This window comes from Alkalibacterium pelagium (assembly GCF_900109325.1).
Classification (GTDB): Bacteria; Bacillota; Bacilli; order Lactobacillales; family Carnobacteriaceae_A; genus Alkalibacterium; species Alkalibacterium pelagium.
Window position 1 is genome coordinate 239,992 of sequence record NZ_FNZU01000002.1, and the last position, 19,143, is coordinate 259,134.

Annotated in this window: 19 protein-coding genes, 1 other RNA gene and 2 other annotated features; of the genes, 3 read left to right on the forward strand and 17 right to left on the reverse strand. The window is 41.8% G+C overall.

Going from position 1 to position 19,143, the window contains the following annotated elements:
• Positions 1-17 precede the first annotated feature (17 nt).
• Positions 18-1,172 (reverse strand): cysteine desulfurase family protein, encoded by a 1,155-nt coding sequence (locus BMX79_RS02830; RefSeq protein WP_091478932.1) that lies wholly within the window; start codon positions 1,170-1,172, stop codon positions 18-20.
• An 18-nt stretch (positions 1,173-1,190) separates the two neighbouring features.
• Positions 1,191-3,458 carry a bifunctional glutamate--cysteine ligase GshA/glutathione synthetase GshB gene (gshAB, locus tag BMX79_RS02835; protein WP_091478933.1) on the reverse strand — a complete coding sequence of 756 codons (2,268 nt, stop codon included), beginning with the start codon at positions 3,456-3,458 and terminating at the stop codon, positions 1,191-1,193.
• Positions 3,459-3,644: 186 nt separating this feature from the next.
• Between gshAB and BMX79_RS02840 the strand changes: the two genes are divergently transcribed.
• The 3 genes from BMX79_RS02840 to BMX79_RS02850 all read left to right on the forward strand — a co-directional run bounded on the left by BMX79_RS02840 (position 3,645) and on the right by BMX79_RS02850 (position 5,764).
• Positions 3,645-4,910, forward strand: coding sequence for a replication-associated recombination protein A (locus BMX79_RS02840; protein ID WP_091478935.1), 1,266 nt, complete (start codon positions 3,645-3,647; stop codon positions 4,908-4,910).
• A 66-nt stretch (positions 4,911-4,976) separates the two neighbouring features.
• Positions 4,977-5,165, forward strand: a non-coding RNA gene (ssrS, locus tag BMX79_RS02845) — 6S RNA.
• A gap of 140 nt (positions 5,166-5,305) precedes the next feature.
• Positions 5,306-5,764, forward strand: a complete 459-nt coding sequence (locus BMX79_RS02850; protein WP_091478936.1) for a universal stress protein — start codon at positions 5,306-5,308, stop codon at positions 5,762-5,764.
• Between the two features lie 169 nt (positions 5,765-5,933).
• Here the strand turns inward: BMX79_RS02850 and BMX79_RS02855 are convergent, their stop codons facing one another.
• The 15 genes from BMX79_RS02855 to BMX79_RS02925 form a co-directional block, all read right to left on the reverse strand.
• Positions 5,934-7,127 carry an acetate/propionate family kinase gene (locus tag BMX79_RS02855; protein ID WP_091478938.1) on the reverse strand — a complete coding sequence of 398 codons (1,194 nt, stop codon included), beginning with the start codon at positions 7,125-7,127 and terminating at the stop codon, positions 5,934-5,936.
• Positions 7,128-7,148: 21 nt separating this feature from the next.
• Complete coding sequence (locus BMX79_RS02860) at positions 7,149-8,159, reverse strand: class I SAM-dependent methyltransferase (protein ID WP_091478939.1); 1,011 nt, start codon at positions 8,157-8,159, stop codon at positions 7,149-7,151.
• Positions 8,160-8,397: 238 nt separating this feature from the next.
• Positions 8,398-8,682: a 50S ribosomal protein L27 gene (gene rpmA, locus BMX79_RS02865; protein ID WP_091478941.1), complete on the reverse strand. Its 285-nt coding sequence runs from the start codon at positions 8,680-8,682 to the stop codon at positions 8,398-8,400.
• A 16-nt stretch (positions 8,683-8,698) separates the two neighbouring features.
• Positions 8,699-9,040 (reverse strand): ribosomal-processing cysteine protease Prp, encoded by a 342-nt coding sequence (locus tag BMX79_RS02870; protein WP_091478942.1) that lies wholly within the window; start codon positions 9,038-9,040, stop codon positions 8,699-8,701.
• Positions 9,041-9,064: 24 nt separating this feature from the next.
• Positions 9,065-9,376: a 50S ribosomal protein L21 gene (gene rplU / locus BMX79_RS02875; RefSeq protein ID WP_091478944.1), complete on the reverse strand. Its 312-nt coding sequence runs from the start codon at positions 9,374-9,376 to the stop codon at positions 9,065-9,067.
• Positions 9,377-9,424: 48 nt separating this feature from the next.
• Positions 9,425-9,497 (reverse strand) — a sequence feature (ribosomal protein L21 leader region).
• A gap of 48 nt (positions 9,498-9,545) precedes the next feature.
• Positions 9,546-10,340, reverse strand: coding sequence for a septum site-determining protein MinD (minD, locus tag BMX79_RS02880; RefSeq protein ID WP_091478945.1), 795 nt, complete (start codon positions 10,338-10,340; stop codon positions 9,546-9,548).
• Positions 10,341-11,018 carry a septum site-determining protein MinC gene (locus BMX79_RS02885; RefSeq protein WP_091478947.1) on the reverse strand — a complete coding sequence of 226 codons (678 nt, stop codon included), beginning with the start codon at positions 11,016-11,018 and terminating at the stop codon, positions 10,341-10,343. It abuts the gene before it with no gap.
• A 15-nt stretch (positions 11,019-11,033) separates the two neighbouring features.
• Positions 11,034-11,597 carry a rod shape-determining protein MreD gene (mreD, locus tag BMX79_RS02890; RefSeq protein WP_091478948.1) on the reverse strand — a complete coding sequence of 188 codons (564 nt, stop codon included), beginning with the start codon at positions 11,595-11,597 and terminating at the stop codon, positions 11,034-11,036.
• A 1-nt stretch (position 11,598) separates the two neighbouring features.
• A complete protein-coding gene (gene mreC, locus BMX79_RS02895; RefSeq protein ID WP_091478950.1) occupies positions 11,599-12,450 on the reverse strand; it encodes a rod shape-determining protein MreC in 852 nt (283 codons plus the stop codon).
• Positions 12,451-12,599: 149 nt separating this feature from the next.
• Complete coding sequence (locus BMX79_RS02900) at positions 12,600-13,610, reverse strand: rod shape-determining protein (RefSeq protein ID WP_091478951.1); 1,011 nt, start codon at positions 13,608-13,610, stop codon at positions 12,600-12,602.
• A 214-nt stretch (positions 13,611-13,824) separates the two neighbouring features.
• The gene (locus BMX79_RS02905; protein ID WP_034302391.1) at positions 13,825-14,025 is read right to left on the reverse strand and encodes a cold-shock protein; all 201 of its coding nucleotides are present in this window, start codon (positions 14,023-14,025) and stop codon (positions 13,825-13,827) included.
• A gap of 192 nt (positions 14,026-14,217) precedes the next feature.
• Entirely contained in the window at positions 14,218-14,904 is a 687-nt protein-coding gene (radC, locus tag BMX79_RS02910; protein WP_091478953.1) for a RadC family protein, read from the reverse strand.
• A 57-nt stretch (positions 14,905-14,961) separates the two neighbouring features.
• Positions 14,962-15,618, reverse strand: a complete 657-nt coding sequence (locus BMX79_RS02915; protein WP_091478955.1) for an HAD family hydrolase — start codon at positions 15,616-15,618, stop codon at positions 14,962-14,964.
• On the reverse strand, positions 15,615-18,266 hold the full coding sequence (locus tag BMX79_RS02920) for a valine--tRNA ligase (RefSeq protein WP_091478957.1): 2,652 nt from the start codon (positions 18,264-18,266) through the stop codon (positions 15,615-15,617). Before BMX79_RS02920 ends, BMX79_RS02915 begins: the two co-directional genes overlap by 4 nt.
• Positions 18,267-18,317: 51 nt before the next feature.
• Positions 18,318-18,555 (reverse strand) — a binding site (T-box leader).
• A gap of 16 nt (positions 18,556-18,571) precedes the next feature.
• Positions 18,572-19,075: a thiol peroxidase gene (locus tag BMX79_RS02925; protein WP_170230940.1), complete on the reverse strand. Its 504-nt coding sequence runs from the start codon at positions 19,073-19,075 to the stop codon at positions 18,572-18,574.
• Positions 19,076-19,143 lie beyond the last annotated feature (68 nt).

Below are 19,143 nucleotides of genomic sequence, written 5' to 3' on the forward strand. Positions count from 1 at the left end.
GTTATACTTCTATTATTTTACGTTTCAGCTAAAAAATCAACTGCTTTTTTTATTTTCGCTACAACCGTCTGGCAGTCCTCTTCAGTAACCCCATAGCCGAAACTCAATCGAATCGTCTCAGAAATTGCCGGATGGTCCGTGCCATAAAGAGCTTCGAGAACTGGACTAGGATCGACATTTCCAGCAGAACAAGCTGATCCGATAGAAACTGCGATTCTAGCCAGATCAAGATGAATCAGCAGTTTATCTGCCGGAACCCCCTTGATGTGAAGACTTAAAATATGCGGCAGACTATAATCGACTGATCCATTTACTGCATAATCGATACGAGAAGCATCCAGTTCATCCAGACATTTGCTTTTCAATGTCTGGTATGTCTCTCTAATCGTTTTTTTGTCAGTCTGCCTGATTTCTACAGCCCTTCTGAACCCGACTACGCCTGGGATGTTTTCTGTTCCTGCTCTGCGTTTATTTTCCTGCTCTCCTCCGAGCACCATGCCAGATATAGGCAGGTCCTCACTGATGAACAAGAACCCGATACCTTTAGGGCCATTTATCTTATGGGATGAAACTGAAAGGAGATCGATTTTCTGTTCTTTGACATCGATGTCTTCGGTCCCGTAAGCCTGTACGGCATCCGTATGAAAGGCAACTTTATGGTCAAGCCCATCAAGATACTGTCCAATTTCAGTTATCGGCATAAGGGTGCCGATTTCATTATTTCCATAGATGATAGACACCAGTATCGTGTCTTCTCTGATTGCTGCCTTCACTTGCTCAGGACTAATGAGGCCTGTTTTGTCCACTGCTAATTCAGTGACTTCAAAGCCCAGACTTTTCAGATAGTTTAACGGGCGCCTGACAGCTGGGTGCTCAACGTTTGTTGTTATAATATGATTTCCTTTATAGCTGTATTTCTCTGCTGTTTTGACTACAGCCATATTGTCACTTTCGGTGCCCCCACTCGTAATGACGATCTCGTTTGGTGAGGCGTTGATACTTGCAGCAAATGTGGCCCGAGCTTCTTCCAGGAGACCTTTACTTGTCCGGCCAATCTGATGAATACTCGATGCATTTCCATAATGCATCTTCATTGCTTCAGTCATGGCTTCGATCACTTCCGGTCTGACAGGAGTCGTTGCCGCATGATCAAGATAAATATAGTTGTTCATTTTATATCCCTTCCAGTTTTAAGATAGGTCGATAGATGGAAAGAGCATGTCAATGACTTTTCTGGTCAGATTACGCCCTTTACCCTTTTGAACGAACGCATGCATATGCATAGCCGGATTGAAATTGGCCTCGATGACGACATATCCTGGCTTATCCTCGGTACTTGGTCTAGTGATATCAGGAATGATCAGGTCCAGACCAGTGACTTTGACTTCCAGGGCCTTAGCCATCTCTACTGCCAGTTTCTTATAGGACTCGTCCATATCGTCAGTCATATCTATAGAGTCTCCACCAGTTGAAATGTTGGAATTCTCTCTCAACAGTACGCGTTCGCCTTCAGCCGGAATACTGTCGAATGTGTAGCCTTGTTCTTTGAGCATCAGTCGCTCAAGTTCCCCCATTTTGATTTTTTCAAGAGGGGCACGGTGCTTGATTCCTCGGTAAGGATGCGTATTCTTTTTCTTAATCAGTTGTTCAATCGTCTGTCTGCCGTCACCAACTACATTTGCAGGTTGTCTCAGCAGAACAGCTTCTACATTATCATCGATCACAACGAACCGGTACTCTGTTCCTTCAATGTAGTCTTCAACCAGAATCTGTCCATCTTCTTCAAAAGCCAGACGCACAGCTTCTGAATAAGCTTCATATGATGCAGGATGCTTAAAAATGGAGATACCCAGCCCATAGTTGGTACTTTTAGGTTTGACGACGATTGCTTTCCGGTCAAACAGGCTATATGCATTCATAGCATCTTCTATTGATGCAAATTCTTCTCCGTGAGGCACTCTATATCCATAAGTTTTTAGAATTTTCTTGGTAACTGTCTTATTCGCCATGATCCAGTGAGAGATGTAGGTGTCTTTAGACGTCATATTGCCGTTTCTCACATATTCGGTCTTGTCTCCGTAAGTCAGCTTTAAAAACTGATCGTGACTGTCCAGCAGTTCCGTTTCAATCCCCAGTTTCAATGCATCAAACAAGAGCAGCTGAGTACTCATTTCCATTTCAGTAAAGCCTTTGACTAGAAACGGCTTCTCAAAGGAGACCTCTTTATATTGCTGACCCAGCTTAATCCCGTAATCAATAAAGGAACGCCCATTCTCCAGTTCTTTAACGATACGTGCAGATAATGTCTGTTCAGGATTGTCCAAGAGCATGTGTGCCGTCTCAAGGACTGCATCGTACTCACTGCTCAAATGCAGCGCATTTAGAGTCTCTTTCATCATGTTAAGCAGGAACTGCCCCTCTTCTTTGAATCGAGAGAACTCAAAGGGGTCTTCCAGCGCCGTGTGTTCATTCATTTCTGCACCGGTTCTGATATCCTCTGTCGTACTTTCCTTATCCATCCAGACCATGGTCATCAGAAAGAGATGGGTAAACAGAGACTGCTCATAAGAGAATCCCAGTCTCGAGAATGGATTGAGGTCGAATGAACGAAATTCCACATATCGTGTCCCGTTGCTTATCAAGTTACGGACCGCCTTCCCCTTTCCTCTCAGTCGGGCTGAGCCATAATATTCACGTTCTTCTATCAATGTTCCCTCTTCCACCAGGTGTTCAATGTCTCTGGCATATTCCTCAATGCCCTGATAGGAGACTTTGTTGCTGAAGGAGTTGTGATAGCCTAATGGACTGTTTCTTATACTTCTATAGTACTGCCTTGAATCTTCACTTGAAAACGTGTCGTCGGAAACTGGTGATGCACCGAATAAGTAAGTCAGGAGCCATTGGTATCTCAAATAATTGCGGGACATTTTGAGATATAGATCATTACTCCAGCTGGTCAGCTTTTCTGGTGTCTCAGCAATACTGGCAAGTTCATCAATAAAATCATATGAAAATGAGAAATTGTAATGTACACCGCTGATCATCTGCTTTTTCTTTCCATATTTTTCAGCTAGCTGCTCTCTGTACTCTATTTCTTTCCTGTCATCGACTTTGATAATCGGAATATCTTTCTCATCAGGAAGTCGACTAGGCATACTGAACGGCCAGACAAACTCTTCAGGATCGATTGTACGATTGACCACATCATGAAGAGCCTCAAGCCACTTATACTGTTCTTTAAGTGTATTCTGAGGTGGAGTCACCAGTTCCAGCTGAGATTCACTGAAATCCGTCTGAATGTACGGATGATGTTTCCGGCTTCCAAATGACGAAGGATGCAGGCTAAGCGCCAAATTGCCCTGTCCTGTAGTTCTCAACCCTTCCTTTTCAATTCCAAACGAGCCTTTTTTAAATAGTTCCTGTAACTGATTATCAATAACTGTCTGTTTTATATTCATTCAAATCTTTCCTTACTGAGTGATTTACTTACTAATATCAAGTACTATCTTATCATAAAGCTACGTGTCAACCTAGAAAAAAGAAAGAAGCCCACAAACAAACATTTGTTCTATATTGTTTAAAACAGTGTCAAAACATGCTATACTTTAGTCACTTATATAACTCACGTGATAAAGGAGCCTTTTATGAACAAACCACTAGCCTACCGTATGCGTCCGACCACGATCAGTCAGGTTGTCGGTCAGGAACATCTTGTAGGAGAAGGAAAAATCATCTGGCGGATGGTAAAGGCCAAACAGCTGTCATCCATGATCTTATATGGCCCTCCCGGAATAGGTAAGACAAGTATTGCCAGTGCAATTGCCGGTTCAACTAAGTATGCCTTTCGCACTCTGAACGCTGCCACAGATTCCAAAAAAGATCTGCAGATAGTGGTTGAGGAAGCTAAAATGAGCGGTACAGTTGTTCTGCTGCTGGATGAGGTCCATCGTCTAGATAAACCTAAACAGGATTTTCTTCTTCCGCACCTTGAAAATGGTCGAATCGTACTGATTGGGGCGACTACTGAAAATCCGTATATATCCATACACCCTGCGATTAGAAGTCGGTCTCAAATATTTGAATTAAAACCTTTGTCTGAAAAGCAGATCACCTCGGCACTGGAACGGGCACTGGCTGACGAAGAAAACGGACTGGGATCTGAATCTATAGATATTTCTCCCTCTGTATTGAATTATTTCTCAAGGGTGACCAATGGCGATTTAAGAAGTGCGCTGAATGCACTGGAACTGGCAGTGAAGTCTACTGATTCTGATGATAATGGAAAGACCGTTATTACATTGGATATCGCAGAAGAATGCCTTCAGCGCAAGTCTCTGACTCATGACAAGGATGGAGACGCTCACTATAATGCAATTTCAGCCTTTCAGAAGTCCATTCGGGGAAGTGACGTGCATGCAGCCCTTCATTACCTGGCACGCCTTCTGGAGGCTGGTGAATTGAAAGTGGTGATCAGACGACTGATTGTCACCGCATACGAAGATATCGGTCTGGCAAATCCTGCAGGTGTATCGAGAGCCGTACAGGCTACAGAAGCGGCTGAAAAAATTGGGCTTCCCGAAGCCAGAATCCCTCTTGCCAACGCTGTCATCGAAATGTGCCTGTCTCCTAAATCAAATAGTGCGATCAGCGCGATCGATCAGGCATTACAAGATGTTAGAGAGGGAAAAACAGGAGATGTACCGGCTCATCTGAAAGATACTCATTATAAAGGAGCAAAAGATCTAGGAAGCGGCATTGGCTATCAGTTCCCGCATAATTTTGAAAGCCACTGGATCTCCCAGCAGTATCTTCCTGACACGATCAAAAGCAGAGAATATTACGCTCCAGTCCTGACATCCAAATTCGAGGAAGCCTTGAACAAACAGCTTCAAAAGTTTGACAATAAGTAAGTAATTATTATCTGGGACGAGCTATCTGTATTGACTAAAAGTACCCCCTGTGCTAATATAAAGATAAGAATTCTGAGGTGTACGCGATGCCAAACTACTGTGTTGACCGAACATTGTATTAAAACACTGGGATTCTAAAGGAAGAATTGATGACATGCCTTATCACTTGGAAGTCAGATATTTTTCTGGTGAAGCCCACCTGCCATTAGCGGGTTCAACCTAAACTGGCATTCTACCGGCACCATCGGATTTCTTATACTTAGTATGAGACGGAGCGAGGATTAATTCTTCGCTCTTTTTTTGTATATCTATCCATTCTTTAATCGTTTCTGTTAGCTATTGTCAGGCTTTTTTTAGTATAATCAGTATATAGAACAAGAGAGGACGTGGATAGAATGTTACAGGAATATAAGTCTATATTGGTGGCAATCGATGGATCTACTCAGGCAGAAAAGGCCTTCAAGAAAGCAGTCGAAGTTGCCAAACGTAATAATGCCCAACTTGTGCTGGCTCATGTGATCGATACCCGGGCTTATCAGTCGTTTTCTACCTTTGATGGGTCAATCGCTGATAACGCACGAGTGGAAGCCAAGAACACTTTAAACGAATACAAAAAGTATGCTGAAGAAAAAGGTCTGGATAATGTAAAGGTAGTCCTGGAATACGGTTCTCCAAAAGTCATGATTGCTAAACAGATTCCTCAATCTGAGAATATTGATCTGATCATGCTTGGTGCCACAGGACTGAATGCTGTAGAACGTATTTTTGTCGGTTCGGTTTCTGAATATGTCATCAGACAGGCAGCTTGTGATGTCATGATCGTCCGTACAGATCTGGATAACAAGCTCGACTGATGTATCTTCTGATATTATTTATAGTAATTGAGTCCTGGATGAGGCTAACTAAACCTCTCCAGGGCTCTCTTTTTGTGCCTTAATACTCTTTTCCCCTACCATAGCTGTTATTGTCTACAAAAAAATCTGCCTGAGTTCCTCAGACAGATTTTCTTATATTATTTTGAATTTAGCTGTTTCTGAGTTTTTCTACATCTCTTGCAATCATGACTTCTTCATCTGTAGGAATCAGGAACACTTTAACTTTAGAAGAATCAGATGAAATTTCTCTTTCTTTTCCACGTACATTATTTTTCTCATCATCGATTTCTGCTCCCAGGAAAGTCAGTCCATCGATCACATTTTTACGTGTATCTGATCCGTTTTCTCCAATTCCTGCAGTAAATACGATAGCATCTACGCCATTCATAGTTGCTGCGTAAGATCCGACATATTTTCTGACACGATCTTCAAAAATACGAAGTGCCAGTGCTGCTTTTTCATTAGTTGCTTCTGCATCTTCAAGATCTCTCATGTCGCTTGAAATACCAGACAATCCTTTAAGGCCGGATTCATTGTTTAAAATGTAGATCATATCATTGATTGATTCGATTCCTTCTTTTTCCATAAGGAATGGGAGTAACGAAGGATCAATATCTCCAGAGCGTGTTCCCATAGTCACTCCTGCAAGTGGAGTGAATCCCATAGATGTATCTACTGATTTTCCGCCATCAACTGCAGTGATAGACGCGCCGTTACCTAAGTGACACGTAATGATTTTTGTGTCTTCAATTGGTTTGCCAAGCAGTTCAGCAGCTCGCTCAGCAACATATTTGTGGCTTGTTCCGTGTGCACCATACTTACGTGCATTATGTTTTTCATAATACTCCATTGGAATGCTGTAAAGGTAGTTAACTTTAGGCATAGTCTGATGGAAGGATGTATCAAATACAGCTACACTAGTAATATCTGGAAGAATTTTACGGAAAGCCTTGATTCCAGTAGCATTAGCCGGGTTGTGAAGCGGAGCAAATTCAGACAGGTCTTCGATCTGCTTGATAACTTCATCAGTTACTAGAGCTGAATCTTTAAAAATTTCTCCACCAGCTACAACACGGTGTCCAACACCAGTAATTTCATTAAAGTCACTTAAGATGTTCAATTCTTTCAACTGTTCGAGAAGCATTTCAACTGCCACTTCATGATCAGCGATATCGACAACTTGTTCGAATTTTTCGCCGTCATTGTATTTGATCGTAAAGATCGAATCATTCAATCCGATTCTCTCTACGATTCCTGAAGCCAGTACGTTTTCTTCCGGCATAGTGAAAAGTTTCCATTTCAAACTTGAGCTTCCAGCATTAATTGCAATTGTCTTTGACATATTATATATGCTCCTTTTAATTTATTTAATCCCTTGTTCCGTTTTCCATTTCTTAATATCCATTAAGAAGGTTTTGAACGCTTCTTTATTGGATAAGCTTGGAGAAGTAGCGATCAGCACTTCTTTAGCCTGTCTACTCTTTTCTCCTTTTTTCTGAACTATCAGTATCGATTTTCTGGAATGTTCATTCTTGAACCATTCATTGGGCAGATGAATGAATCCCTGAACATATCCTATACTCTGAATAAATGAAAGCAGTCCTTTAACTTCTTCTGACTCAAACGTGCTCGTAGGCATGAGATAAAAAGCCAGGCCATCTTCTTTTAAATAGTTGAGGCCCTGCTCTACCAGCAGAAAATGACTATATGAGTAGCCTTCCTCAAATGAAGTACTGAAAGTATTACCCTCTAATTCTATCGGATAATACCCTACAGGTAAATCAGAAAGCATGATGTCTGCAGGATCCATCAGTAAAGGCTGAAGCGCGTCCTGATGCATCAGTTCGATCGGCATACCCAGTAATGCAGCTAATGTCGACGTTAACGATATAAGCAGGTCATCATTGTCCACACCTGTGAATCTCATTTTATTTTTAGAGGAGTCCAGATTACTGAATAGTGTATACAGTAAGTTGCCAGTGCCGACCGATAAATCAGCTATATGGGCGGGCTGGTCGAAATCGTATAGAAGTTCGATCAGATAACTGAAAAGGATACCGATGGCATCTGGAGTTGGCTGATGGTTCGGCTGAAGCAAGTCTTCCTTGGCTGCTTTGATCAGAATAAGCTGGATGGCCTGTTTTCGTTCTTCAAGAGTCAATGCAGTCAATGTCAAACGACTGTATATATCATTCAACTGTTTTTGAACCTCTTCCCCGGGCAGACCATTCTCCACATGAATATCACCGTCATCCAGGATATTCTCACCTGTTTCGATCAGGGCTTCAATATATGTTGAATCAAGCTCTTTTCTGATGAGTTCTGTGGAATCATTCAGCACAGAAAAAAAACGTTCTACGTTATTTATGTCCAAAAAAAATTATCCTTTCATCTTTAGGGTGGTCAACAGCGAGTAAGATACTTGGGATAAAGAGTTAAAGCAGATTTAGTTATTATTAGTAAGGGTATCTATAGTCATTTTAACTCATTTACTCATTATTCACAAGATTAATAATTATTGTATGTACATTCTGTCGTATGACATCCTGTCATGTTATCGTAAAGAAAAAAGGAACCATATCAGCTGATGTGATTCCTCCACTTCTCTTAATTTAGTTAGCTACAGGATAAACAGAAACTTGCTTTTTGTTTTTTCCTTTACGTTCGAAGCGAACAACGCCGTCAACTTTAGCATAAAGCGTGTCATCTCCACCACGACCAACGTTTTCACCTGGATGGATTTTAGTTCCGCGTTGACGGTATAAAATTGATCCACCTGAAACGACTTGACCGTCTCCACGCTTAGCGCCTAGACGTTTAGATTGAGAATCACGACCGTTGGAAGTTGACCCTCCACCTTTTTTCGTCGCGAAAAATTGTAAATTCATTTTCAACATGATTTTTGCACCTCCATTACTTATTGTTTGAGGAATGGACTGTCATATAGTCTCCGTACTCTGCTTCCGTGTTTTTCAAGGAAAGATGCAGACTATTCATCAATATTTGAGCTATTTCAATTTGCTTCTGACTCAGACCTTCAGGCAGCGAAAACTTCAGAAAGCCTCCCTGCTCATCTGCCGACACAATATCAAGTGATATGTCGCCGATCTCGATCAGACTGTTCACTGTTCCGATACTCAATGCTGAGACGGCGGCACACACGATATCCTGACCATAAGGACCAGAATCAGCATGCCCAGTGACTTCCACCGAGGAGATGTGTTCATTTTCAAACTGAAATAATATATTGATCATTACAGAACCGCTTCCCTGTCTGTATTAGTTAGATTTAATTGATTTGATTGTTACTTTTGTATACGGCTGACGGTGACCTTGCTTGTTGTGAGAGTCTTTTCTGCGACGGTATTTGTAAGTCGTAACTTTCTTACCGCGCCCTTGTTTTTCGATAACTGCTTCAACTGAAGCACCTTCGATAAACGGACTTCCTACAACAGTGCTGTCTCCACCTACGAACAATACTTCTCCAAATGTTACTGTATCGCCAGATTCTCCGTCCAGTTTTTCAACAAAGATTTCCTGACCTTCTTCAACTTTGAACTGTTTGCCGCCTGTTTTGATGATTGCATACATACTTGTTGCACCTCCTTAAAATTTTGAACAAAGCATAATATGCCTTATTCTTGCACTTAGACTCGCCGTTATAAGTGGCAGTAGCTCTTCAAGACTTATATACGAGCGGTTGTAGCTGTGGTGCGTCACAAATACAACATTAATATCATATCAAATATGATTAAACGAGTCAACGTTTTTTACCGAAAAGCTTTTTCCAGAATGACTGTTTCTCATCTTTAAGAGACATAAGCGGAACAGTGTCTCCCAGAAGACGTCTTGCAATGTTTCTATACCCTTGAGACGATACATGATCCGGATCCAGCACCACTGGATTCCCCTTGTTCGAAGATCTGACAACTTCATCGTCTTCAAATATGATTCCCAGCAGTTCAACTGATAGATGGCGGGTGATTTCTTCTATATCCATCACTTCACCTTTTTGCATCATTGACTTTCTGATTCGGTTGATGATCAGTTTCGGCTGCTGAATCGATGTCTGTTCGATCAGCCCAATGATTCTGTCTGCATCTCTGATTGCTGAAATTTCCGGGGTCGTGACCAGAATAGCATCATCAGCTGCAGCTATGGAGTTTTTGAACCCCTGTTCGATTCCTGCTGGACAGTCGATCAGTACAAAGTCATAATCTTTTTTCAGTTCACCGATCAGCTCGATCATCTGCTCTTCATTAATCGCATTCTTGTCCGCATGCTGAGCAGCCGGAAGCAGGAAAAGCTGATCATTGAATCGTTTGTCTTTAATGATTGCCTGATGCAGTTTTGCTCTTCCTTCGACCACATCAATGATGTCGTAGATGATTCTATTCTCAAGACCTAATATAACATCCAGATTACGGAGACCTATATCCATATCGACTAGACAGACTTTTCGGCTTTGAAGGGCCAGAGCTGTTCCTATATTTGCAGTGGATGTCGTTTTTCCTACTCCACCTTTACCTGATGTCACTACAATTGCTTTTCCCATTTAAAATAAACCTCCTGAGTGTTTCCCTATTTCTGGGCGTATCGTTTTCAAGTGATGGAGAGAACCGACTTCTATGATATGTAAATCATTCACGTAAACAAACTGGATGTCCTCTGATTGAACAAGGTTTTCATCACGGCTTTCGATGACATGGACATTGCCGCCAATCCTCACTTGTGCATTATACTTGAAATTCGCCAGAACTATGGCATTTTCGTTTCCTTCAAAGCCTGCATGGGCTATACCTTTCAATTCACCGATAACAAAAATACTGCCGGTTGCACGAACTGTTCCACCTGGGTGGACCTGGCCTATAAGCAGGAGATCCCCCTCTGCTTCTAGGATCTGACCGCTCCTGACCGTCCTTACTTCAAGCCTCGGACGTGCTTCTCTGGCACGCTTCTGGGCATCCTCAATCGAAATGACATTGGAATCGTAAGAACTGATTTTAAAATGTTCATCTTCAATGATATCACTGATCTGCTTTTTTTCGTCAGCTGACAGCAGTCTGCTACCAGTGTCGACAAAGAAATTCAGCTTATGCCCTTTCTGTGTATCCTTTTTCAACTGGACTGTTAGTTCTTTCAGCTGGTCAACTACTTCTTCAAAGGAAGCCGAAGCGTGCAGGATAATCTGAAACCCTTCCGTTCTTCCTTTTAGTGTTACAGCATTCTTCATTGGCTTCACTCCTCATTATCTGTAGCTAATACTGGATTTCGATTTGTCCTTATTCCCTTTTCTGTCAATACCGATACTCTGAATAATATACTTCAGAGGAAGAATCAGGATCACTGCAGTGACAGTGTTAAACAACAGCGATGCTGACAGTCTGTCTGCCATGAAATCCTGCACACCTATAGTAGTTAAGTCCAGCACGTTATAAATGCCGAAAACAAAAAACTCGAGAAAAGTGAACATAATGATGGAAACGAGCAGGATGATAAAATAATTCGTATCGAATATTTTCCTCAACTGCATGACAAAGTAGGCTATAAGTGTCAGGCCGGCGATATAAATACCAAGCAGACCTGAAAAATAGCTATCATAAATAAAACCAAAAACAATTGTCAGAATGATCATATGTCTCGGTTCAAGGTAGAATGCAAGCAGGATCGCAACTAGTACGAATAACCTCGGGGACATAAAGCCGAAAGGAACAATGAGCTGTTCAGTAAACATTGCAACGATCAGCCCGTCGGTCAGCAACGAGAAAAATAGAAGGACAATAGGAATGACAACTCTTTTCCACTGCTCCATATTATTCCCCGCTTTCTGCAAGTCTATTTATAATTGTAACGTATCTGATGTTTTCAAAATCTGCTGCCGGATTTACAAAGACTTGCTGAGCTAGTCCATGGGCATCCATAGTCACTTCATCAACTTCACCAATCACTAGACCGCGGGGAATCACGCCTCCAAGACCAGATGTGGTAATCAGATCTCCTTCTTCGATTTCAATCGTAGAGGTAATCTGAGACATGACAAGCCTGTCATTGCTGCTGTCATACCCACTGATCAGCCCGTAAACGATCTCTTCTTCCATAATAATTTCTGAGGAGACCTGATTGGCTGTCTGATCGATATTTGTCAGAAGGACGACCTTGGAACTCGTCGGATTGACTTCGGAAATTCTTCCAATAAGGCCGTTGCTCGACATTACCGGCATCCCGACCTCAACACCATCCTGGCTGCCCCGATCAACCACAATCTGATCCACCCAGTTATCCGGGTTTCTAGAAATTACGGTACCTGAAATAGTCCGATAGTCAGTCAGGGAACTTTGAAGATCAAGTTCTTCACCCAATCTCTGATTTTCATCTCTCAGAACGTTGATTTCAGCTTGTCGTTCGTAGATTTTGTCTATTTCTATTTTCAGTCTCTGATTCTCTTCATAAGTATTCTGAAGATCGCTAACTGATTCAAATACTCGTGTTACTGCATTTGCAGGTCGAGTAAAAACACGCCCTAGGACAGCTGTAATATCATTAGATGCCTGCTGTAGAAACGGCGTATTGTCACCAGATCTTAAAGATATGGAAATAAGAGACACGAACAGAATAACACTGATCAGAAGAACGATCATTTTTTTATTTGTAAAAAACTGGTTCAATTAAAACACCTCTTGTAATTAACTTCGACTATTTTACCATATATTTTGATTCTATCGTAGAGGCAGTTGCATAAGATTTTCTTTGTACACATTTGTCCGAGTCATCAAATAAGCGGGAAGTTTCCTCCCCGCTTGTCAGTCGTACCTATTTATCTCGATTGTTTTTTATATAGATCAAGGTGATTCAATGCTTCGCCCGTACCGATAGCTACACAGTCCAGAGGGTTGCTTGCTACAAATACAGGCACTTCAGTCTCTTCCGCAATGACATCACTTAAATTTTTAAGAAGAGCTCCCCCACCTGTCAGGACGATTCCTCTGTCGATCACGTCTGCAGAAATTTCAGGAGACGTGTCTTCCAGAGTTGCTTTTACGGCAATGATTATTCCATCGATCACTTCTTTTATCGCTTCAGAAACGTCTACTGCAGGGATAGAAATAGTTTTAGGTAAACCTGTAAGTAAGTCTCGTCCTCTGATGTCCATATTTTCCAGTGTTTTGGACGCTTCGATAGAAGCACTACCTAGTTCTATTTTTATTGCTTCAGCTGTGCGTTCACCGATAAGCAAATTGTATTTACTTCTGATATAGTGGATGATTGACTGATCCATCTGATCTCCAGCCATTTTGATTGTTCGGCTGCTGACGATCCCACCTAGTGAGATAGTTGCCACGTCGGTTGTTCCTCCACCAATATCTACAACCATACTTCCTGTAGGTTCATTGACTGGCAGGCCAGCACCTATTGCAGCTGCAAAAGGTTCTTCTATAAGAAACGCATCTTTAGCTCCAGCCATTCTTGTAGCATCAATGATTGCTCTTTTCTCAACTTCAGTTCCGCCTCCGGGCACACAGACAACCACATTAGGTTTCGAGGCACGTTTCCCGACGGATTTCCCTATAAAGTATTCCATCATAGCTGCAGTTGTATCAAAGTCTGCAATCACTCCATCTTTCATCGGACGAATAGCTACGATACTTCCAGGTGTTCTACCAATCATTTTTTGTGCATTTTCACCAACTGCAACAACCTCATCAGTCTGTTTATCTTTAGCTACAACTGAGGGTTCCCCCAGTACAATTCCTTTTCCTTCAACGAAGACATTAGTATTTGCAGTCCCCAAGTCAATTCCAATATTCTTTTTCCTAAACCAAAACACTTAGAAAATCTCCTTTCAAAATCACAGCATACATATTTAATTACTATTGAATAGTATTCATTATGCTATTGTACCTTTTTATCTCAAAAGATGCACTATAAGACTTTGACTTTATTTTAATTTTAATATTTGAAACGATTCGTTACATTATCTGAGTATATAAAAAACCGGATAAGCATTATGCCTACCCGGTCGAAAATTCAATTAGAGTTAATTACGCTTTTTCTACGTTTGCAGCTTGTGGTCCGCGTGCGCCTTCTTCGATGTCGAAAGTAACAGCTTGACCTTCTTCTAGAGATTTGAATCCTTCTTCGTTAATAGCTGAGAAGTGTACGAATACGTCGTCTGCACCTTCGCGCTCGATGAATCCAAAACCTTTTTCTGCGTTAAACCATTTTACTGTACCGTTTTCCATGTTACAATTTCCTCCTCGTGCCTGATGCACTTTATATTTCACATAATGCTATAGGTACGAATCGGAATGTTGTTACACATTACTTTTTTCTTTCCCTAACAAAATGCTAAATTCATATTAACATGGCTATTTTACTATTGCAAGTATAAAGCTCCATCTATTTTTAAAAATCAAACCTTTTACTTGCAGCTTTTAGAGCGCTCCCAATTCTTTAAGACTGATGTAGGAATCGTCACCGATAATAAAGTGATCCAGCAGTTCTATTCCGATGAGTCTCCCTGCCTCAGACATGCGTTGCGTGAATGAAAGATCTGCATCGGATGGTTCCGGATTTCCGGAGGGATGGTTGTGCGCAATGATGAGTCGTGCTGAAGAACACTTGATAGCGGCTTTAAATATCTCACGCGGATGTGCCACCGAAGAATTCAGTGACCCTTTAAATATAGTTTCTTTCTTGATGATTTCATTTTTTGTATTGAGAAAAAGAGCTACGACATGCTCCTGCTGAAGATCCTTCAGTTCATCCAGTAGAATCTGACCTATATACTGGCTGGAAGTCACTGCCCCTTCTTTAACGATAGGCGTATGGGACATCCTCTTTCCCAGTTCAATGGCCGCTAGAAGTTCCACGGCTTTTGCTTTTCCGATGCCTGGAATCTCCATCAGTTCCTCAAGTGAGGCATTCTTGAGCATGTATAAGTCATCGAAGTGTGAAAAGACTTGTAGACTTAATTGAAGCACATTCTGATCTCTAGTCCCTGTTCTTAACAAAATAGCCAGCAATTCATGATTGGCCAGGGCTGACTGACCGTATTCTTTCAATCGCTCTCTTGGACGGGATTCGACAGGTAGATCTGTAAATTTTTGCATAGATGACATCCTCCTTAATGAAAAGAAGAGGAGCTGTTTTGAGCTCCTCTTCTATAACATTACCCATTAAATTAAAATGTCACTTTTTATCTTCGTTAGAACTTCATGAAGATCATGGCAGACGTCTAATGTAAGGCTGCGAATCTCCTCATCAGGTTCAATCAGGTCCGGTACCATTACAACTGGGAAGCCTGCTGCGTTGGCAGCTTTGATCCCATTCACTGAATCTTCGAGAACTAAAACTTTGGAAAAACTCTCACCGGCGAGGCTGCTAGCCTTGATGAATATCTCAGGATGAGGTTTTGAATGCGTCACATCATCTCCACCTATGACACCATCAAAGTAATCCAATACCTCTGCGCCTTCCAGAAGAGCTCTGACGACCTCTCTTTCAGAACTCGAAGCGACCACCATTTTGTATTCATTATTTTTCAGATAATCAAGCAGATCGACCAGCCCTTTTTTCTTGACTGGAGGAGCCGCAAACAGAACATCTTTTAAATCTGCTGTGCTGTCAGTGATGAATCGTTCGACTTTTTCTTTATCAAATGACTGATACATCGCATTGAAAAAGTCTTTCTCACTTGCACCAATATACTTTTCATAAAACGCATAGTCAAACGGGAGGCCTATACGGTCAGCAGTCTGCTGATTGGCTTTATAATAGAGAGGTTCAGTATCGAACATCAACCCGTCCATATCAAATATGATCAGTTTACTCATCGGTTATCCTCTTCTATCTCTATCATTTTCGCCAATTGTCGAGTGACAGAATCAAATTTTTCCTGATATTCTCTTCCTTTAGACCGCTCTTCTTCCACGATGCTTTCTGGAGCATTCTGGACAAATTTTTCATTAGCCAGTTTCTTCTCCACTCGAGTAATTTCACTTTGCCATTTGGACTGCTCTTTTTCCAGACGTTTGATTTCTTCTTTGAAGTCGACTAGTCCAGCAAGCGGGATGAACACTTCTGCGCCAGTTACTACAGCTACTTTGACTTCTTCCGGCACATCAACTGCCAGTTCTATGACCAGCTGATCAGGATTACAGAATCGTCTGATGAATGATTCATTTTCTTTCAAGAAAGCTTCTTCTTTGTCTCCTTTTGTTCTGATCAGCAAATCAATCGTTTTGGACAGAGGTCTGTCAGCTTCCGAACGAATCGTTCTGACGGCCCTGATCAGTTCGATCAGCATGTCCATATTTTCTATAGCATCCTGGTCTTCAAATTCAGTACGAGTCACAGGATATTCCGCAGTCACAATAGATTCTCCTGAATGAGGGATGTGAGACCAGATTTCTTCAGTTACAAATGGCATGATCGGATGAAGCAGACGCAGTGTCTGATCCAGAACATGTACAAGAACAGACTTGGCAGACTGCTTCTGTTCTTCCGTTCCTTGCGTCAGGACTTCTTTACTCATTTCAATATACCAGTCACAGTAATCGTCCCATATAAATTTATACAACTGACGACCAGCTTCACCGAATTCAAACTTTTCAAACAGGTCGGTCACTTGTCTGACTGTTTCATTAAGACGAGCAAGGATCCATTTATCTGCAATTGATTTTTCCATAGTCAGATCGATTTCTTCAACTGAAAAGTCACCCAGGTTCATGATGACATACCTGCTTGCATTCCAGATTTTATTGATGAAGTTCCATGACGCATCCATTTTTTCATAACTGAAGCGGACATCCTGGCCAGGAGCAGATCCGTTGGAAAGGAACCATCTCAGTGCATCCGCACCATACTTGTCGATGACTTCCATAGGATCGATTCCGTTTCCTAAAGACTTACTCATCTTTCTGCCCTGCTCGTCTCTTATCAGACCATGCATCAGAACATGTTTGAACGGCGCTTTGCCTGTAAACTCAAGACTCTGGAAAATCATTCGGCTGACCCAGAAGAAGATAATGTCATAACCTGTTACTAGCGTACTCGTTGGGAAGTATTTTTTAAAGTCGCTGCTTTCCTCGTCAGGCCATCCCATAGTAGAGAAAGGCCAGAGTGCTGAACTGAACCAGGTATCCAGCACATCATTATCCTGAGTCCATTTTTCCGGATCAGAAGGTGCTGATTCTCCTACATAGACTTCACCAGTATCGTTGTGATACCAGGCCGGTATACGATGTCCCCACCAGAGTTGTCTTGAAATGACCCAGTCGTGAACATTTTCCATCCAGCTGTTAAATGTCTTCTCAAAACGTTCTGGTACGAAATTGACTTTATCGTCTGTCAGCTGGTTAGCCAGAGCTTTATCAGACAAGTGATCCATCTTGACAAACCATTGAGTCGATAGTCTCGGCTCTACAATGACACCTGTACGTTCTGAATGACCAACGCTGTGCTGCATGTCTTCTATCTTGATAAGATAGCCTTCTTCTTTAAGATCACTGACCAGAGCTTTTCGTGCTTCGAACCGGTCCATCCCTTCATATTTCCCTGCCAGGGTATTCATTGATCCATCATTGTTCATCACATTGATTTGTTTCAGATCATGTCGCTGACCGATTTCAAAGTCATTCGGGTCATGTGCGGGGGTGATTTTAACGACTCCTGTACCAAATTCCATATCGACATAGTCATCAGCTATGACATCCAGTTCCCTGTTTAAAATAGGAAGCAGGACTTTCTTTCCAATCAGGTGCTGATACCTCTCATCATCAGGATGAACAGCTACAGCCGTATCTCCAAGCATTGTTTCCGGTCGGGTCGTAGCTATTTCCACTGACTCCTCGCTGTCCACTATCGGATAACTGATATGGTAGAAGGCACCATTGACTTCTTTGTGCTCGACTTCAATGTCTGAAAGAGCCGTCTGTGCTTTAGGGTCCCAGTTGATAATGTACTCTCCACGGTAAATCAGGCCTTTATTATATAAATCGACAAAGACTTTATTGACTGCCTTATTCAGTCCTTCATCGAGGGTGAATCGTTCTCTTGAATAATCGACTGAAATACCGACTTTAGCCCACTGATCACGAATATTACCCGCGTATTCTTCTTTCCAGTCCCATACTTTTTCAAGAAACTTTTCTCTTCCCAGATCGTGACGGGAAATGTTCTGCTCAGCCAGCTTCTCTTCTACTTTGGCCTGAGTTGCGATTCCGGCATGGTCCATACCTGGAAGCCACAAAGTATCATACCCCTGCATACGCTTCTGTCTGATAATGATATCCTGAAGTGTCGTATCCCATGCATGCCCCAAGTGAAGTTTCCCTGTTACGTTTGGAGGCGGAATGACAACAGAATACGGCTCTGTTCCCTTTTCATTTGGCTTGAACAGATCTTTATCCAGCCATTCCTGATATTTCCCTGCTTCTACGGCAGTTGGATCATATTTCGTTGACATATTATTTTCTTCCATTTTATGCACCTCATTTATTTTAATTATCAAAAAAAGCACTCATCCTAAATTACTTAGGACGAATGCTTCGCGGTACCACCTATATTACTACAGAATATTCCGGTTGATCCGATATATGCTGTAATCTCTCTAGACAGTATTACTGGTCTGTCATCCCATCCACGAGTACTGTTTATTTCCTCGTAAAAGCTCCCAAGCTACTTCGTGATCGTCTTCATCAGGGATTTCCAGCTGACACCCATTCTCTGAGATGATTCGGATCATTACTCCTCTTGTTCTATGCTATTTAATATTCTATTTTTGAGTTAATTCAGTTCTGCTTCTTCATGTCTTGCTGCTGACAAAGCTTCTTCATAGTTAGGATCTTCTGCCATTTCTTTCACCACTTCACGGTAGACGATCTGGCCGTTTCTATTGATGACAAAGACTGTCCGAGCCATTTTGTCTATCTCTTCAATGTAAAGACCATAGCCTTTTGCAAATGATCGGTCACTGTCATGAAGAATATCTGAAGACAGCACTTTAGATTCTGCCCATTTGGTCTGCTGCTCTAAAGTATTTGTCGATATGGAAATGATCCGTGTATTCTTCAGATCTTCAGCTTTATCATTGAAGGTATTCGTCTGTCTGGAACACGTGCTTGTTTCAATATCCGGAACCGTACTGATGATCAGCACATCTCCTTTGTAATCTGACAAGCTGACCGTTTCTTCATTCAGATTCTTAGCCGTAAAGGAAGGCGCATCGTCTCCTACTTGAGGGGGTTGAGCGTTTGTCTGGAATTTTTTACCTTTTAAAGTTACATCCATGTTTTTTCCTTCTTTCCTGTCGTTTAAGTCTAGTGTACGTTTCATCAGAGCCGAATGCAACCAAAAGA

Excerpts from the sequence above, each read along its gene's own strand:
- BMX79_RS02850 (WP_091478936.1), top strand. The coding sequence starts at position 5,306 with ATGTTACAGGAATATAAGTCTATATTGGTGGCAATCGATGGATCTACT.
- rplU (WP_091478944.1), bottom strand. The coding sequence starts at position 9,376 with ATGTATGCAATCATCAAAACAGGCGGCAAACAGTTCAAAGTTGAAGAA.
- BMX79_RS02915 (WP_091478955.1), bottom strand. The coding sequence starts at position 15,618 with ATGAGTAAACTGATCATATTTGATATGGACGGGTTGATGTTCGATACT.
- BMX79_RS02920 (WP_091478957.1), bottom strand. The coding sequence starts at position 18,266 with ATGGAAGAAAATAATATGTCAACGAAATATGATCCAACTGCCGTAGAA.
- radC (WP_091478953.1), bottom strand. The coding sequence starts at position 14,904 with ATGTCATCTATGCAAAAATTTACAGATCTACCTGTCGAATCCCGTCCA.
- BMX79_RS02925 (WP_170230940.1), bottom strand. The coding sequence starts at position 19,075 with ATGGATGTAACTTTAAAAGGTAAAAAATTCCAGACAAACGCTCAACCC.
- BMX79_RS02855 (WP_091478938.1), bottom strand. The coding sequence starts at position 7,127 with ATGTCAAAGACAATTGCAATTAATGCTGGAAGCTCAAGTTTGAAATGG.
- rpmA (WP_091478941.1), bottom strand. The coding sequence starts at position 8,682 with ATGTTGAAAATGAATTTACAATTTTTCGCGACGAAAAAAGGTGGAGGG.
- BMX79_RS02870 (WP_091478942.1), bottom strand. The coding sequence starts at position 9,040 with ATGATCAATATATTATTTCAGTTTGAAAATGAACACATCTCCTCGGTG.
- minD (WP_091478945.1), bottom strand. The coding sequence starts at position 10,340 with ATGGGAAAAGCAATTGTAGTGACATCAGGTAAAGGTGGAGTAGGAAAA.
- BMX79_RS02885 (WP_091478947.1), bottom strand. The coding sequence starts at position 11,018 with ATGAAGAATGCTGTAACACTAAAAGGAAGAACGGAAGGGTTTCAGATT.
- gshAB (WP_091478933.1), bottom strand. The coding sequence starts at position 3,458 with ATGAATATAAAACAGACAGTTATTGATAATCAGTTACAGGAACTATTT.
- BMX79_RS02840 (WP_091478935.1), top strand. The coding sequence starts at position 3,645 with ATGAACAAACCACTAGCCTACCGTATGCGTCCGACCACGATCAGTCAG.
- BMX79_RS02830 (WP_091478932.1), bottom strand. The coding sequence starts at position 1,172 with ATGAACAACTATATTTATCTTGATCATGCGGCAACGACTCCTGTCAGA.
- mreD (WP_091478948.1), bottom strand. The coding sequence starts at position 11,597 with ATGGAGCAGTGGAAAAGAGTTGTCATTCCTATTGTCCTTCTATTTTTC.
- BMX79_RS02905 (WP_034302391.1), bottom strand. The coding sequence starts at position 14,025 with ATGGAAAACGGTACAGTAAAATGGTTTAACGCAGAAAAAGGTTTTGGA.